This is a genomic window from Pseudomonas sp. No.117, assembly GCF_054558395.1.
The window spans coordinates 25,840-39,488 of sequence record NZ_BAAJNP010000002.1 but is presented as its reverse complement, the minus strand read 5'-3'; the positions used below and the strand labels follow the sequence as shown (position 1 = coordinate 39,488).

Genomic DNA, 13,649 nt, shown 5'->3' with positions numbered 1-13,649 from the left:
CTCGATCCGGGCGTTTCTTTGTGAGCGAGAAGCTGCCGACAGGGAATCCGTGCGTCGCGCCAGCGCTCGGGATTTTTCTGCCACTCGCGCAGGTCCATTAAGCAAGTCCGTCGCTTCGTATCTTCCTGTTACGGCGTCGGCCGATCCTCGGACTTCATGGAGATAAAAGAGATGGCACTGTCGACCATTCTAGTTCTGGTGCTGCTGGTCCTGCTCATCGGCGGACTTCCGGTGTTCCCGCATTCGCGCAGCTGGGGCTACGGCCCGTCCGGCATTGTAGGTGCCATCCTGGTCGTGCTGCTGGTGCTTCTGCTGCTCGGGATGATCTAGGTCTGCGGCAGGTGAAAAATGCCCCGAAATGGTGCCTTGGACAAAGTTCTTGCCCATAGCGGTGCATCGGAGTAACGTCCGCTCTACGGCCTGCCTTGCCGAGTGATGTAAACAAAACCGGAGTCTGCGTGAGCAGCCTCCGGTTTTGTTTTGGGCGTCAGTTGGCCACCGCGCCGTCCTGGCGACTGCGCAGATAGAGATCCAGCACCACCTCGTCCAGGATCGACGAGGCGCCCCAGGGCCGGCTGCTGTTGAGAATGGCGACCACCACCCAGTTGCGGGCGTTGGCATCCCGGACGAAGCCGGCCAGGGCCCGCACGTTGTTCAGGGTGCCGGTCTTCATGTGCGCCTGACCGGTCAGCGGGGAGTTCTTCATGCGCTTGCGCAGGGTGCCGTCCATGCCCGCCAGCGGCAGCGAAGAGATGAACTCCGGGCCGTAGGGACTCTGCCAGGCAGCGCGCAGGATCTCCGCCATCTCCCGGGCACTGACCCGCTCGGTCCGCGACAGCCCCGAACCGTTCTCCATGATCAGGTGACTGGCATTGATGCCCTTGCGCGCCAGCCACGAGCGGATGACCCGCAGCGCCGCCTTGCTGTCGTCCGCATCCGCCGAGGTGCGGAATTGCGCGCCGATCGACAGGAACAGCTGCTGCGCCATGGTGTTGTTGCTGTACTTGTTGATGTCGCGAATGATCTCCACCACATCGGGGGAGAAGGCCCGCGCCAGCACCTCGGCATTGCGCGGCACGCTGCCTTCGCGGGTCCGGCCCTTAATGCTGCCGCCCAGCTCCTGCCAGATGGCCCGCACTGCGCCGGCGGTGTAGGCCGGGTGATCGAGCAGCGACAGGTAGCTCTGGGCATTGCAGCCATCCGGCAGCTGGCCGCTGACCACCAGGCTGGTGCTGCCGTCGGCTTGGGGCACCGGGTTGAAGCGCACCTCCGGCCAGGCCGGGCAGCCGCTCTTGCCGGTCGCCCGCATCTGGTTATCGATGTTGACGTTGGTCAGCGGCGGATCCATGGACACGCTGACCCGACCGTCCGCCGACCGCACCACCATGCGCACCGACTTGAGATTCACCAGCAGCGAATCCGGCCCCACCAGGAAGGTCTTGTTCTCGTCTTCGCCGTCGTCGTTGAACGCCGGCAGGTCCGGCTTCACGAAGCGGCTGCGGTCCAGCACCAGGTCGCCGGTGACCTCCAGCACGCCGTTGGCGCGCAGGTCGCGCATCAGCAGCCAGAGCCGCTCCATGTTCAGCTTGGGATCACCACCGCCCTTGAGGTACAGGTTGCCGTTGAGGATCCCGTCCTTGAGGGTGCCATCGGTGTAGAACTCGGTCTTCCACTGGTAGGTGGGGCCGAGCAGCTCAAGCGCGGCGAAGGTGGTGATCAGCTTCATGGTCGAGGCTGGATTCACCGAGACGTCGGCATTGTAGTAGTCGTTCTCGCCGGGGCCGTCGAGCGGCAACATCACCAGCGAGAGGTCGCTGCCGGGGATCTTGTTGGTCTGCATGGCCTTGTCGATCCGCGGCGGCAGGAAGGACGTATCGGCCTGGACGGGCAGGGAAAAACCCAGGGCGCAGCAGCTCAGCAGCAGGCCCAGAGATCGGAAGGGATTTCGCATCGGGACACACACCTTGGCAGGGTACCGGCCTAGTTGAAGAGAAAAGGGGCCGATAGACGTCGGAGTGTGGGCATTATGCAGTAAGGAGGGAGTGGCGAGCCAACCCCAGGCGCAGCGCCTGGCCAAAGAAAAACGACCGCCGTGGCGGTCGTTCTGAAAACGGTGGGATCAGTTGTAGCCCGTGGCGTCCTTGGTCCGGTCGGGGCTGTTGGGCGAGGGCGGGTTGCGTCCGTCGTCGGTCTTCGCGTGCTCGCTGCGCAGGGGCTTCTCGTCCTTGGGCAGTTTGCGTTCGTCGGCTTTGCGCTGTTCTTCGGCCATGGGATCCTCGTCTGCATGATTGCCGGTCAAGGTGTGACCTGCCCCGACGCGACACCGTTCCCGGCTGGCGAGGAGCGGTCGGCGAAGGCGCCACTGGCCTGCAATTGCTTCAGCGCATCGTTCACCTGTCGGCTGAAGGTCTCTTCGATGGCCGGTCCCGCCGCATGGCTAGCGGCCAGGGGCAGGAACCAGATGCCCATCCAGGTGCGCACCGAGGCCGCGTTTCGCGCGCGCTCGGGTGCCTGGCTGCCGGGCGCCAGCCATTCGGCGGTGAGCACGTAGTCGTCCTTCGCGGTACCCGGTACCAGGAAGAAGGTCGCCCCGGTGATCAGGCCGCTGGCGATGGCGGCAGCGTAGGAGGTGTCGTTGTAGAGCTTGAGGCGCAGCAGGGCGTCGTCGGGCTTGCCCGGCTCCGGTACCAGGGTGATGCGTTCGAACAGGCCGGAGCGCTCCAGTACCTCGCGCAGCCTGGGTTTCAGGCCTTCGCGGGCGACGGCGATAGAGGTGGCGTCCTTGGCCTGGGCTTCGCCGCGGTAGAAGTTGAATTCCACCAGGACGTTGGGACGATGCTGTTGCTCGTTGGCAGGCGCACGAAAGGGCTGGGAGGAGAGCTCGTCACCCGGGAAGGCGGCGCAACCCGCGAGCAGGAGCAAGCAGAACAGAGCGGCTAGGTTTTTCATGAAACGCACCTCATCCCTAGGTAGCGATAGCGACTGGCAGCGCGGGGCTGGCGTCCGAGCAAAAAAAAGCCCAACCGAGGGGTTGGGCTTTTTCGAGAAGGCGGGTGATTAGATCACCTGCACCTCATCGGCCTGCAGGCCTTTCTGGCCTTGCACGACCAGGAAGGAAACAGCCTGGCCTTCTTGCAGGCTCTTGAAGCCGTTACCCTGGATGGAGCGGTAGTGAACGAAGACGTCCGGGCCGCTCTGGGGGGTGATGAAGCCGAAGCCTTTCTCGTCGTTGAACCACTTGACGGTGCCAGTTTGGCGAGTAGACATGGATTTCTCCTTGAACAAAGTTGGACAACGGCACTGGACCGCCCAGGCCGCGACTGAGTGCAAAGAGTCAAAGAACCGAGCCGTAAAGTGGATCGAGACGAACCAGGTCGATTTTCGGTACACGAGCAACACAGTGCGGGCACTCTAACCCTTTCCGTGACCCCGTGCGACTGTTTTTACGGTGAATTTTCGCTATCAAGACAGCGACTTTGATGGGCGCGGTAAAATGGTCAGCTTTCTACAGGAGTCTGCCTTCATGGCCTTGTTGGGTCGCTTCAACAGCTTGCAAATTTTGCGTAACACGCCCATCGGTCTGTTCCTCGATGCCGGCAGCGATGGCGAGGTCTTGCTGCCACGCCGCTATGCCCCTCGCGACGAATCCTGCGCCGAGGGCGAATGGCTCAATGTCTTCCTCTATCTGGACAGCGAGGACCGCCTGATCGCCACCACCGAGAAGCCGCGGGTGCAGGTGGGCGGCTTCGCCAGCCTGCGCGTGGTGGAGGTCGGTCGCGTGGGGATCTTCCTCGACTGGGGCCTGCCCAAGGACCTGCTGCTGCCGCATTCCGAAGAGAAGCGGCCGCTGCAGGTGGGTGACCACTGCGTGGTGCACGTGCACCTGGATGCTCGTACCCGGCGGATCGTCGCCACCGCGCGGCTGGATCGCTACCTGGACCGCGAGCCAGCGCGCTACAAGGCTGGCCAGCCGGTGCCGCTGCTGGTGGTCGAGCAGACCGACCTGGGCTACAAGGTGATCGTCGACAACAAGCATTGGGGCCTGGTGCACCGCAACGAGGCCTTCAAGCCGCTACGGCCGGGGCAACGCGAGCGCGGCTTCATCCGCGAGGTGCGCGCCGACGGCAAGATCAGCCTGACGCTGCAGCCCCAGGGCGCGGCGGCCGGAGCCGATCTGGCCGAGCAGATCCTCGGCCTGGCCAAGGCTCGCGGCGGCGTGCTGGAGGTGAGCGATGCCAGCCCGCCGGCGCTGATCCATCAGCTGTTCGGCGTGAGCAAGGGCAACTTCAAGAAGGCCATCGGTCATCTCTACCGCCAGGGCCGAATCGTCATCGAGGACGACCGGATTTCTGTACGCGAGGACGCCGCGGACTAGCCGACCGACGTGGGGTGAGGTCGCTGTCGTGGGTCGGCTGTACCAGGGATTCGGGGTCGAAGGCGCGGGCGCGTTCGTCCGGGCCGGCCTCGCGTTCGAGGTCGCCGACCAGGCGGGTGATGCGATCCGCCAGCTTTTCCGAACTCAGGCTTTCCCGCAGTCGCTCCACCATGAGCGGCAAGGCGAAGGGCGAGGGGCGTTCCAGCGCCATGAGGCGCAAGGGCAGGGCGCCGGTACGGATCAGCGTCTGCTGGAGCCGGTCCGCATCGAGTTCCTGGCGCAGCACCTCGGTCTGGGCCTGGCCGAGCAGCAGGTTGTCCGGATCGTACTGGCGAAAGACCTGGTAGAAGAGGCTGCTGCTGGCCTGGAGCTGCCGGTTGCTCTTGTGGGCGCCGGGATAGCCGGAAAAGATCAGCCCGGAGATACGCGCGATCTCGCGAAAGCGCCGCTGGGCGAGTTCGGCGGCATTGAGGCTGGCGAGGGTGTCGCTGACCAGGTCGTCGGTGCTGAACAGACTGGCATCGAGCAGGTGCTCCCATTCCAGGCTGACTGGCGAGACCAGTTCCAGGCCGTAGTCGTTGACGGCGATAGAAAAGGTGCAGGGCCGCCGTTGCGCCAGGCGCCAGGCCAGCAGACTGGCCAGACCCAGGTGGGCGTGGCGCCCGGCGAAGGGATAGAGGAACAGGTGCGAACCCTCACGGGATTCGAGGGTTTCGGCGAGCAGATAGTGGGCACTGGGTAGCGCCGACCACTGGCGCTGGATGTCCAGCAGCGGTTGCAGCAGGCGCAGTTCCGGACTCTCGTAGCGATTGGCCTCGGCGTCTTCGAGCAGCGCCAGGACATGCTTGGCGAGGGTGTCCGACAGCGGCATGCGGCTGCCGCTCCAGCGGGGGATGGCCGCCTTGCGGCCGCTGGCGCGACGCACGTAGACCGTCATGTTCTCCACCCGCACCAGCTCCAGGGTGCGGCCGGCGAAGAGGAAATGATCGCCGGGTCGCAGGCGGGCGATGAAGCCTTCCTCGATGTTGCCGAGGCGGTTGCCGCCACCCCCCTTGGACCAGAATTGCACGTTGAGGCTGGTCTCGCTGACGATGGTGCCGATGCCCAGGCGGTGGCGCTTGGCCAATTGCTTGTCGGGCACGCGCCAGATGCCCTCGGCATCCGGCTCGGCACGGCGATAGTCCGGGTAGGCGGACAGCGAGGCGCCCCCGGTGCGGACGAAGGCCAGGGCCCAGGCCCATTCGCCCTCGCTGAGGTCGCGGTAGGCCCAGGCGCTGCGAATCTCCGGCAGCAGGTCGTCCGGCTGGAAGCCGCCCCCCAGGGCCACGGTCACCAGGTGCTGCACCAGAACGTCGAGTGGCTTCAACGGTGCGCTGCGGGCTTCGATCTCGCCAGCGGCGATGGCGCGGCGGGTCGCGGCGGCATCCAGCAGGTCGAGGCTGTAGGTCGGTACCAGGGTGGCGCGGGAGGCCCGCCCGGGCGCGTGGCCACTGCGGCCGGCCCGCTGCAACAGGCGGGCGATGCTCTTCGGCGAGCCTATCTGCAGCACCCGCTCCACCGGCAGGAAGTCCACCCCGAGGTCCAGGCTGGAGGTACAGATCACCGCCTTGAGCTGGCCGTCCTTGAGGCCGGCTTCCACCCATTCGCGGGCCTGTTTCTCGATGGAGCCATGGTGCAGGGCGATCAGCCCGGCCCAGTCCGGCCGCGCCTGCAGCAAGGCCTGGTACCAGAGTTCGGTCTGGGCGCGGGTATTGGTGAAGACCAGGGTGGTGGGGCTGTCTTCCAGTTCGCGGATCACCTGCTGCAGCAGGCGCATGCCGAGATGGCCAGCCCAGGCGAACCGCTCGACCCCACCCTCGGGCAACAGGGTATCCACCTGTAGGCGCTTGTCCTGCCGGCCCTGTACCAAGTGGCCAGGGGCGCCCGCCAGCAGCACGTCCAGGGCGTGCGCCTGGTTGCCCAGGGTCGCCGACAGGCCCCAGGTCTGCAGCCCTGGATTCCAGCGGCGCAGGCGGGCCAGGGCCAGTTGCGTCTGGGTGCCGCGCTTGTTGCCGAGCAACTCGTGCCATTCATCGATGACCACCAGGCGAATGCTGCCCAAGGCTTCCTGGGCATCCTCGCGGGACAGCAGCAGCGAGAGGCTTTCCGGTGTGGTCACCAGGGCGGTCGGCAGGCGGCGATTCTGCTTGGCCCGGTCACTGCTGCTGGTGTCGCCGGTACGCAGGCCGAGGGTCCACTCCAGTTCCTGCTCGAGGACCGGACGCTCCAGGGCGCGCAGGGTGTCCGCCGCCAGGGCACGCATGGGGGTCAGCCAGAGTACGGTGAGCGGCGGCGGGGCCTGCTTGCGCTTGCTGGGCAGCCCCTTGGCGGTAATCGGCTTGGGCGCGACGAAGGCGTCCAGGGCGGCGAGCCAGACCGCATAGGTCTTGCCCGAGCCGGTGGTGGCGTGCAGCAGTCCCGATTCGCCGGCGGCGATGGCCTGGGCCACCTCGCGCTGGAAGGGAAAGGCCTTCCAGCCCTGGGCGGCGAGCCAGCGACTGCCCGGCCCCTTGCGCGTTCGCGTAGCGGTGGCCATCTGCGCTCCTCAGACCGGGCTCGAACGCCCGGTCATCTCGGCCGCCATGGCGGTGGCGTAGCTGTCAGTCATGCCAGCGATGAAGTCGATCACCCGCATGAAGGCCTGGTGCAGCGTCCAGGACGGATCGGGAGCGCTGTTGCCGAGCAGGTCGAGGATGCGCCGGCTCTTGAACGAGGGCTCGCGGCCGCGGTGCTGTTCCAGGGCGGCACCGCAGAAGGCGTTGAGCAAGATCTCCAGGGTGGTGTAGGCGCCGATCTCGTGCAGGGTCTTGCGCTTGTCGTGGAAGATCTTCTCGCGCGCCAGGGCCTTGGCCCGCTGCACGCAGAGCTTGGCCGGTCCGGCCATGTGCTCGACCAGGTCATCGCCCAGGGTGCCGGCGAGCAGGGCGTCCTGCTGGTCGACGAAGGCGCGGGCGGTGGCGTTGGTCAGGTGCTCGATGGCCTTACCGCGCAGGATGGCCAGCTTGCGCCGGCGGGAGTCGCGCGGACCCAGTTGCCGATAGGTCTCCGGCAGGTCGTCGCCCACCAGCCCCAGCAACAGGGCCTCGACCTCGGCGTAGTCGAGCAACTCCATCTCCAGGCCGTCTTCCAGGTCGATGAGGCCGTAGCAGATGTCATCGGCGGCCTCCATCAGGTAGACCAGGGGATGGCGCGCCCAGCGCTCGGGACCGAGCAGGGGCAATTCGAGCTTCTCGGCGATCTGCTCCAGCAGGGGCAGCTCGCTCTGATAGCAGCCGAACTTGTGCTTCTTGTAGCCCGGCGCCGCCGCGTAGCGCGAGGTCCAGGGATACTTGAGGTAGGTGCCGAGGGTGGCGTAGGTCAGGCGGGTGCCGCCGTCGAACTGGTGGTACTCCAGTTGGGTGAGCACCCGGAACCCCTGGGCGTTGCCTTCGAAGTGCAGGAAGTCCTGGCGCTCCGGCTCGCTCATGTCGTCCAGCCAGCCGCGCCCGGCGGCCTGGGTGAACCAGTAGCGGATGGCGTCTTCGCCGGAGTGGCCGAAGGGCGGGTTGCCGATGTCGTGGGCCAGGCAGGCGGACTGCACCACCATGCCCAGATCGCTCGGGTCGCACCACTCGGGCAGGGCGCCCCTCAGGCTTTCGCCCACCCGCATGCCCAGGGAGCGACCGACGCAACTGACTTCCAGGCTATGGGTCAGGCGGGTATGGATGTGGTCGTTGCTGGTGACGGGATGCACCTGGGTCTTGCGACCCAGCCGGCGGAAGGCGCCGGAGAAGATGATGCGGTCGTGGTCCTTGTGAAAGGGGCTGCGCCCCAGTTCATCCGGGCTGTGCAGGGGTTTGCCCAGCCGTTCGCGGATAAGAAGTGTCTGCCAGTCCAAGGCCATCCTCGAGCGATCATCGATAAGGGGAGCGCCACCGGTCGAACCGAGGCGCCTCTGCGTTCTGACCTCGGCAACATACGATCATCACCCCTTACTTGGCAAAGCCCGGCAGTTGGCTCGCGTCGAGGTCGATCAGCAGCAGGCGCTGGCCGCTTTCGAGGAACTGGCTGGCGGTCAGGCAATACTGGTTGGTGGTGGCATCCCGGTAGACCGAGGAGAGCGCCAGCCGGCGTTCGTTCCAGCCCTCCGCCAGCAGGGCGTAGAAGTAGGGTCGCCAGGACCAGTTGTGGTTGAGGTAGCGGCGATTCTCCCGCCAGAACATGCCATTCCACTCCAGGTTGGGGGTGATCTGGGTGCCGGCGCGGTCGCACTGGTAGATGCGCAGCAGGCCGGGAAAGGCGTGGGGATCGGGCAGGGCGCTCAGGGGGCCGCCCTGTTCCGCCCAGGGCTTGAGCCGCGTGACGAATTCGGCCAGCCGCTGGCGCAGTTCCAGTAGCCGCGTCTGCTGGGCCAGCTTGCCGTCGACGAAGCGGGTGCGCAGGGCGGCGAAACGCGCCTGGTGCCGGTCGCTGGCGTCGAGGTCATGGGTGGCCTGAGCGAACAGGAAGCCCTGCACGTAGCGCGCCCCGCACTCCAGGGCGAAGTCCAGCTCGGTCTCGGTCTCGACCCCTTCGGCGATCAGCCAGCAGCCGGTCTTCTCCGCCATCTGCGCCAGGGCCTTGACCGCCTCGCCCCGGGTGCCGCCGCGGGCGGCGTCCTGGAACAGGCGCATGTCCAGCTTGAGGATGTCCGGTTGCAGGTCCAGCACCCGATCGAGTTGCGAATAGCCGGAACCGAAGTCATCGATGGCGATGCGAATGCCGCGTTCCCGATAGCGGGCCACGGCTTGCGCCAGGCGGGGCAGGTCACCGGCCGCCTCGGTGATCTCGTAGACCACGCGCGTCGGCGCGATACCGGATTTTTCCAGCTGCAGCAGGCTGGGCAGGGTGGCGCCGCTTTCCAGCTGGGTGATCCAGCGCGGTGAGAGGTTGAGACTGAGGAACCAGTCATCCGGGGCCGCGGCGAAGCGCTGCAGGGCGCTGTCCCTCAGGGTGCGGTCGAGTTGCAGGAGGTCGGCGGTGGAGGTGTGCGGATCGCCGAACAGCGGGCCGACGGAGTGGTAGGTACCATCCGCCTGGCGCAGGCGGCCGAGGGCTTCGACGCCAGCGATCCGCCCGGTCGCGGTATCGATGAAGGGTTGGAAGAAGGCAACGGGCTGGCCTTGGAGCACGAGCGGATCCTTATCAATGGCAACGCTGGATGCGAGCGCAAGGGCTTAAGCCATGCGATAAGGGTGCCAGATAAGCGAACGGCTCCCTGGGGAGCCGTCGGTCGCTAGCGGGGTGGCGGCAGCGGATGGTCCGCCTGCTGCTGTTCGCGATGGCGATTCTGCAGGCGATTGACCAGCGGGTAGAGCGCCAGGCCGATGCGCGCCAGCCGGCCGACCGCGCCCAGGCGCTTGCCGAACAGCGACAGGAACACCGTGGCCCCCAGCATCAATGGTTTCTTCGCCGAACTGGCGACCTTGCCCTTGTTGGGCCTGACCAAATCACCGATGAGGCTGATGGGATTGTGCAGGGGCTGGGCGTTGTAGATGAGCTGCTGGCGATACATCTCCATGCGCAGTCGCACCAGTTCCTTGCGTTTTTCACGGGTGGTAGCGGAAGTCAGCGGCTGGCTCATGGCAGAAGGCGCTCCCGGTTGCGGTTGAGTTCTTCCAGGGTGGCGTGGAAGGGTGCGGCACCCTTGACCAGGCTCAGGGCCCGCAGGATGCAGATGATCAGGGCCACGGCATAGAAACCGCACAGCGACAGGGTCGCGGTCATGCGGTAGGTATCCCAGAAGGCGATGATGATCGCCGCCGACACGCCGACCAGCACCAGCAGACCGAAGATCAGGCTCAGGCCGGTAAAGAGGAACAGCTGGAAGGTGCGAACCTTCTCTTCCTGTACCTCTATGCCCAGCAATTCGAGATGGCTCTGCAGCAGTCCTACCACGGCGCCGGCGAGGCGCTTGACCGAAGGCTTGGGTGCCTCGTCCGGCAGCTCGCGTGGAGGGGAGGAGGTGTCCATGGCGTTCCCCCAGGCTTAGCGGCGCGAGGCCAGCAGGCCAATCAGGAAACCGACGCCCGCGGCGATGCCCAGGGCCTTGAAGGGATTGTCGACCACGTATTCCTCGGTGGTCTCCTTGGCCGCGACACCCTGACGATAGAGATCGCCCTGCTTGTCCTTGAGAACTTCGCGGGAGCGTTCCAGGCTGGAGCTCAGCTTGGCACGCAGCTCATCTGCCTGCTCACCCGCCACGCTCGCGGTGTGCTTGAGCAACTGCTCGGCATCGGCCAGCAGGGTGTGGAATTCGTCGGTCAGCGCCTGCTCGGCTTCGCCCAGATGACGACGAACCCGCTCGGCATTCTGCTTATGGGCCTGCTCATCGATCCCGCTGGCAAGCTCGTCTTTGATCACGGGAGAGATTTTGTCGGTCATGGCGCGCTCCTGATAGGCAATGGGTATCCGTTTCAGGCCTTTCGAGTGAAGGCCCGGAGCAAAGGTTCCGCGTTGTGACGCAGCTCTCGCGCGCTCTGGCAAAGCCATCAACGACAGCCGTCCGGCCAGGCCGGTTGGCAAGCCAGGCGGCGATTTCGTCGAGCCGAAAGTTCCGCGGCTCTTGCCATTAACAGCGCTGCATCACAAAACGGCGCACTAGCGCCAACGGTCGTCTTATTCAAGTAGTGGCCTAGAACTTTGCTGTTTCTATCACTGTCAGTTGCGTCGTATTTGATCATCCATGCACTTCTAGACAAATAAGAGGGGGAAGAATGGAAAACGCCATAGATAGACTGACTGCCGCTTTCAGTACTTATAAATGCTCGGTCACGGCGCCTCGCCCTGACGGTAGTATCGTGCTGACGGTGCAGGATCAGCAGTGTGATGACGCACGGGTGAATCGGGTGGTCAGCGCCCGTCAGCTCGGCGAAAGCCAACTGCTGAAGACCGTGATCGACGAAGTCCGCAAGGATGTGTCGCTGCGGGCCGGGGCGCTGGCGCCGCAATCGATGGCCGTGCTGCGCGCCACTGGCGCCAACATGCTGAGATATTCCGAGTAAGGCAGTAGCGGTAAAAGACTTCAGCTCGAGACTTGCAGTACGGATGCGCCCGCATTCGTTGGTCTCGAACGTTGAAGATTAGAGAATACAAACAAGCGTTTAGCGGTTATTTCCCAGTCGATTATCTAGCTCTTGCACTTGAGCAGCCGACAGCCCGCGCAGGGTAGTTCGGTAGCGGGCAAGGCATACATCGGGCAAGCCACGTCCACCACGCCCCAGGACGGAAAGCCCTGGCCAGCCTGCACGGCCGCCTGCCGGGCACTGGCGATGACCCCATTGAGCAGTTCCTCTTCCCGATACAGTGCCTGGCGCAAAGCCGGCGAGCGGTAGAGGATGCGTCCACATCTATCCAGCAGGCTGAAGGAAAAACGCCCGGTCCGGTCCGGCAGCGTCGGCCAAACCTTGAGCGGTGCCAGCTGCTCGTCGAGGCGGGCACAGGTTAGCTGGTAAAGGGAGGTGCCGATGAGTTCACCGGCCATGGCCGGTGTCACGTCATCGAAGCGGGCGACGGGACTCGCCGTCCGCGCGAGACTGCTGGTCATGCCTTCCATGGGACGTTAGCTCCTGCTCAGTTCGCGACCGACAGCCGATTCACGTTGCTATTGCCGCCGGCGAGGAGGGCCGTGACGCCATGGCCTTCGTCGATGGCGATGCCGAGGCGAATGCTGTCGATCAGCCGCGCCAGACGGGTGTGGTCGTGCAATTGCTGCTTGCTGATCAACCGCTTCACCTTGACGCCACTGTCATCCGACAGCGTCAGGCTGACGCTGCCGTCGAGTCGCTCGATGCGGAAATTGACCCGGAAGTCATGCTCGAAAGCCGCGGCGATGAGTTGGAAAGGGTTGTCCATGGCGTACCTGACTGGCGTGAGCGGGGTCAGAGCCATTGACTTCGAGGGGCCGGGGTAGTTCTGGGTCTAAGCTCAGAAGTATGACCGACGGCCCGTTTCAGCCGCTCACCTGAGGTTCGCGCTCGTCCCAGCACTGGGCGAAGGCCGTTTGCCATTCCGGCAATGGCTGGCCCAGTACTGCCGCCAGTTTGGCGGTGGACAAGCGGGAGTTGGCGGGCCGGTAGGCCGGGGTGGGGTAGGAGCTGCTCGGAATCGGGTTGAGGCGGGCTTTCAACTGGCCGCTTTCGCGCAGGCGCTCGGCGATCGTTTCGGCGAAACCGAACCAGGAGGAGGTGCCGTTGGCGGTCAGGTGATAGGTGCCCCAGAGTTCTTGCTCGCCACTGCAGGCCAGCAGGCGCTCGGTAGCGTCAGCGATGGTGCGGGTCCAAGTGGGCGCGCCGACCTGGTCGTCGACGATGTTCAGTTCGTCCCGCTCGCTGAGCAGGCGCACCATGGTGCGCAGGAAGTTGTTGCCCTGCCAGGAATAGACCCAGCTGGTGCGCAGGATGAAGTGGCGCTCGGCGTTTTCCCGTACCGCATTCTCGCCGGCCAGCTTGGTGCGGCCATAGACGTTGAGCGGGCAGGTGGGATCGTCTTCCTCGTAGCGGCCCTGCTTGAGGCCGTCGAAGACGTAGTCGGTGGAGTAGTGCACCAGCGGGATGCCCAGCCGCTGCGCCGCCCGGGCGAAGACCAGCGGCACCTGTTCGTTGATCAGGGTGGCGGTCTGGGCGTCGCTTTCTGCAGCGTCCACGGCGGTATAGGCGGCGGCATTAATGAGGACGTCAGGGCGCGCGGCCAGGACGCGTTCATAGAGGGCGTCCAGCTGGGTGAAATCCACCTGGGCGCGGCCGACGACGGTGACCTGGGCCTTGGGGGCCAGCAGCGTCTGCAGCGCTTGAGAAAGTTGTCCGTGTTGACCCGCGATGAAGACGTTCATGTGACTGAGCTATTCCAGAAGGGCTGGCGCGTCCATGCCTGGTGACAGGTGGGCGTCGCCACGACAGCCCTGAGCAAAAGCCGCAGTCTACCCGATGACCGGCGCAGTACAAGGCTAGCCTTTCGCCTGCTCGCTTGGCTGGTCGGTGGCTCTAGCCAAGGGCTCGTATCCCGCCAGCCCTTTTCCGGGGCGTCGGAAAAATAGCCTTCACGAATACTTGACAATCGTGCGACAACCGACAGGTTTCCGCTGGTCTGTTTCCCAGCGAGTTGTGCACAACCTGTGCTAGCGCTTGTCAAGCCCCTTTCAAGCAGGGGATTTCGCCACCTGAAATCGCTCTATTGAATTAAGTTGTTGATAACATTGAACTTATTAAAGTGTTCAAAA

General features: G+C 65.0%; 16 protein-coding genes. 3 read left to right on the top strand and 13 right to left on the bottom strand.

Features of this window, described 5'->3' with window-relative positions:
• The first annotated feature begins 171 nt into the window (after nt 1–171).
• Complete coding sequence (locus tag ACYJP6_RS03665; RefSeq protein WP_145005480.1) at nt 172–330, top strand: DUF3309 family protein; 159 nt, start codon at nt 172–174, stop codon at nt 328–330.
• Nucleotides 331–487: 157 nt separating this feature from the next.
• On the opposite strand, the gene dacB is transcribed toward ACYJP6_RS03665, so the two are convergent.
• The 4 genes from dacB to ACYJP6_RS03645 form a co-directional block, all read right to left on the bottom strand.
• Nucleotides 488–1,951 carry a D-alanyl-D-alanine carboxypeptidase/D-alanyl-D-alanine endopeptidase gene (gene dacB, locus ACYJP6_RS03660; protein WP_459473489.1) on the bottom strand — a complete coding sequence of 488 codons (1,464 nt, stop codon included), beginning with the start codon at nt 1,949–1,951 and terminating at the stop codon, nt 488–490.
• Between the two features lie 168 nt (nt 1,952–2,119).
• The gene (locus ACYJP6_RS03655) at nt 2,120–2,269 is read right to left on the bottom strand and encodes a hypothetical protein (RefSeq protein WP_186309169.1); all 150 of its coding nucleotides are present in this window, start codon (nt 2,267–2,269) and stop codon (nt 2,120–2,122) included.
• A gap of 26 nt (nt 2,270–2,295) precedes the next feature.
• Nucleotides 2,296–2,949 (bottom strand): hypothetical protein, encoded by a 654-nt coding sequence (locus tag ACYJP6_RS03650; protein WP_459473487.1) that lies wholly within the window; start codon nt 2,947–2,949, stop codon nt 2,296–2,298.
• 108 nt (nt 2,950–3,057) lie between these two features.
• Nucleotides 3,058–3,267 (bottom strand): cold-shock protein, encoded by a 210-nt coding sequence (locus ACYJP6_RS03645; RefSeq protein WP_007159089.1) that lies wholly within the window; start codon nt 3,265–3,267, stop codon nt 3,058–3,060.
• 256 nt (nt 3,268–3,523) lie between these two features.
• Here ACYJP6_RS03645 and ACYJP6_RS03640 point away from each other — a divergent pair, with 256 nt between their 5' ends.
• Nucleotides 3,524–4,375 carry a CvfB family protein gene (locus tag ACYJP6_RS03640; RefSeq protein WP_459473486.1) on the top strand — a complete coding sequence of 284 codons (852 nt, stop codon included), beginning with the start codon at nt 3,524–3,526 and terminating at the stop codon, nt 4,373–4,375.
• On the opposite strand, the gene ACYJP6_RS03635 is transcribed toward ACYJP6_RS03640, so the two are convergent.
• From ACYJP6_RS03635 to ACYJP6_RS03610, 6 genes are all read right to left on the bottom strand, one after another.
• Nucleotides 4,329–6,950: a ligase-associated DNA damage response DEXH box helicase gene (locus ACYJP6_RS03635; protein WP_459473484.1), complete on the bottom strand. Its 2,622-nt coding sequence runs from the start codon at nt 6,948–6,950 to the stop codon at nt 4,329–4,331. The genes ACYJP6_RS03640 and ACYJP6_RS03635 overlap by 47 nt on opposite strands.
• 9 nt (nt 6,951–6,959) lie before the next feature.
• The gene (locus ACYJP6_RS03630; RefSeq protein ID WP_459473483.1) at nt 6,960–8,291 is read right to left on the bottom strand and encodes a deoxyguanosinetriphosphate triphosphohydrolase; all 1,332 of its coding nucleotides are present in this window, start codon (nt 8,289–8,291) and stop codon (nt 6,960–6,962) included.
• A gap of 94 nt (nt 8,292–8,385) precedes the next feature.
• Nucleotides 8,386–9,564, bottom strand: a complete 1,179-nt coding sequence (locus ACYJP6_RS03625; protein ID WP_459473481.1) for an EAL domain-containing protein — start codon at nt 9,562–9,564, stop codon at nt 8,386–8,388.
• Between the two features lie 104 nt (nt 9,565–9,668).
• Nucleotides 9,669–10,016: a hypothetical protein gene (locus ACYJP6_RS03620; RefSeq protein ID WP_459473479.1), complete on the bottom strand. Its 348-nt coding sequence runs from the start codon at nt 10,014–10,016 to the stop codon at nt 9,669–9,671.
• A complete protein-coding gene (locus ACYJP6_RS03615) occupies nt 10,013–10,405 on the bottom strand; it encodes a phage holin family protein (RefSeq protein WP_145005501.1) in 393 nt (130 codons plus the stop codon). Before ACYJP6_RS03615 ends, ACYJP6_RS03620 begins: the two co-directional genes overlap by 4 nt.
• A gap of 15 nt (nt 10,406–10,420) precedes the next feature.
• Nucleotides 10,421–10,816 (bottom strand): ElaB/YgaM/YqjD family protein, encoded by a 396-nt coding sequence (locus ACYJP6_RS03610; protein WP_145005504.1) that lies wholly within the window; start codon nt 10,814–10,816, stop codon nt 10,421–10,423.
• Between the two features lie 332 nt (nt 10,817–11,148).
• Between ACYJP6_RS03610 and ACYJP6_RS03605 the strand changes: the two genes are divergently transcribed.
• Nucleotides 11,149–11,436 carry a DUF3509 domain-containing protein gene (locus ACYJP6_RS03605; RefSeq protein ID WP_007159080.1) on the top strand — a complete coding sequence of 96 codons (288 nt, stop codon included), beginning with the start codon at nt 11,149–11,151 and terminating at the stop codon, nt 11,434–11,436.
• Nucleotides 11,437–11,561: 125 nt separating this feature from the next.
• On the opposite strand, the gene ACYJP6_RS03600 is transcribed toward ACYJP6_RS03605, so the two are convergent.
• The 3 genes from ACYJP6_RS03600 to rfbD all read right to left on the bottom strand — a co-directional run bounded on the left by ACYJP6_RS03600 (nt 11,562) and on the right by rfbD (nt 13,262).
• Nucleotides 11,562–11,987: a hypothetical protein gene (locus ACYJP6_RS03600; protein WP_459473476.1), complete on the bottom strand. Its 426-nt coding sequence runs from the start codon at nt 11,985–11,987 to the stop codon at nt 11,562–11,564.
• Between the two features lie 17 nt (nt 11,988–12,004).
• On the bottom strand, nt 12,005–12,286 hold the full coding sequence (locus tag ACYJP6_RS03595) for a DUF3509 domain-containing protein (RefSeq protein ID WP_459473474.1): 282 nt from the start codon (nt 12,284–12,286) through the stop codon (nt 12,005–12,007).
• 97 nt (nt 12,287–12,383) lie between these two features.
• A complete protein-coding gene (gene rfbD, locus ACYJP6_RS03590; protein WP_459473472.1) occupies nt 12,384–13,262 on the bottom strand; it encodes a dTDP-4-dehydrorhamnose reductase in 879 nt (292 codons plus the stop codon).
• Nucleotides 13,263–13,649 lie beyond the last annotated feature (387 nt).

Coding starts and splice junctions, on each gene's coding strand:
- ACYJP6_RS03640 (WP_459473486.1), top strand. CDS start 3,524: ATGGCCTTGTTGGGTCGCTTCAACAGCTTGCAAATTTTGCGTAACACG.
- ACYJP6_RS03655 (WP_186309169.1), bottom strand. CDS start 2,269: ATGGCCGAAGAACAGCGCAAAGCCGACGAACGCAAACTGCCCAAGGAC.
- ACYJP6_RS03595 (WP_459473474.1), bottom strand. CDS start 12,286: ATGGACAACCCTTTCCAACTCATCGCCGCGGCTTTCGAGCATGACTTC.
- ACYJP6_RS03645 (WP_007159089.1), bottom strand. CDS start 3,267: ATGTCTACTCGCCAAACTGGCACCGTCAAGTGGTTCAACGACGAGAAA.
- ACYJP6_RS03635 (WP_459473484.1), bottom strand. CDS start 6,950: ATGGCCACCGCTACGCGAACGCGCAAGGGGCCGGGCAGTCGCTGGCTC.
- ACYJP6_RS03665 (WP_145005480.1), top strand. CDS start 172: ATGGCACTGTCGACCATTCTAGTTCTGGTGCTGCTGGTCCTGCTCATC.
- ACYJP6_RS03610 (WP_145005504.1), bottom strand. CDS start 10,816: ATGACCGACAAAATCTCTCCCGTGATCAAAGACGAGCTTGCCAGCGGG.
- ACYJP6_RS03620 (WP_459473479.1), bottom strand. CDS start 10,016: ATGAGCCAGCCGCTGACTTCCGCTACCACCCGTGAAAAACGCAAGGAA.
- rfbD (WP_459473472.1), bottom strand. CDS start 13,262: ATGAACGTCTTCATCGCGGGTCAACACGGACAACTTTCTCAAGCGCTG.
- ACYJP6_RS03600 (WP_459473476.1), bottom strand. CDS start 11,987: ATGGAAGGCATGACCAGCAGTCTCGCGCGGACGGCGAGTCCCGTCGCC.
- dacB (WP_459473489.1), bottom strand. CDS start 1,951: ATGCGAAATCCCTTCCGATCTCTGGGCCTGCTGCTGAGCTGCTGCGCC.
- ACYJP6_RS03650 (WP_459473487.1), bottom strand. CDS start 2,949: ATGAAAAACCTAGCCGCTCTGTTCTGCTTGCTCCTGCTCGCGGGTTGC.
- ACYJP6_RS03615 (WP_145005501.1), bottom strand. CDS start 10,405: ATGGACACCTCCTCCCCTCCACGCGAGCTGCCGGACGAGGCACCCAAG.
- ACYJP6_RS03605 (WP_007159080.1), top strand. CDS start 11,149: ATGGAAAACGCCATAGATAGACTGACTGCCGCTTTCAGTACTTATAAA.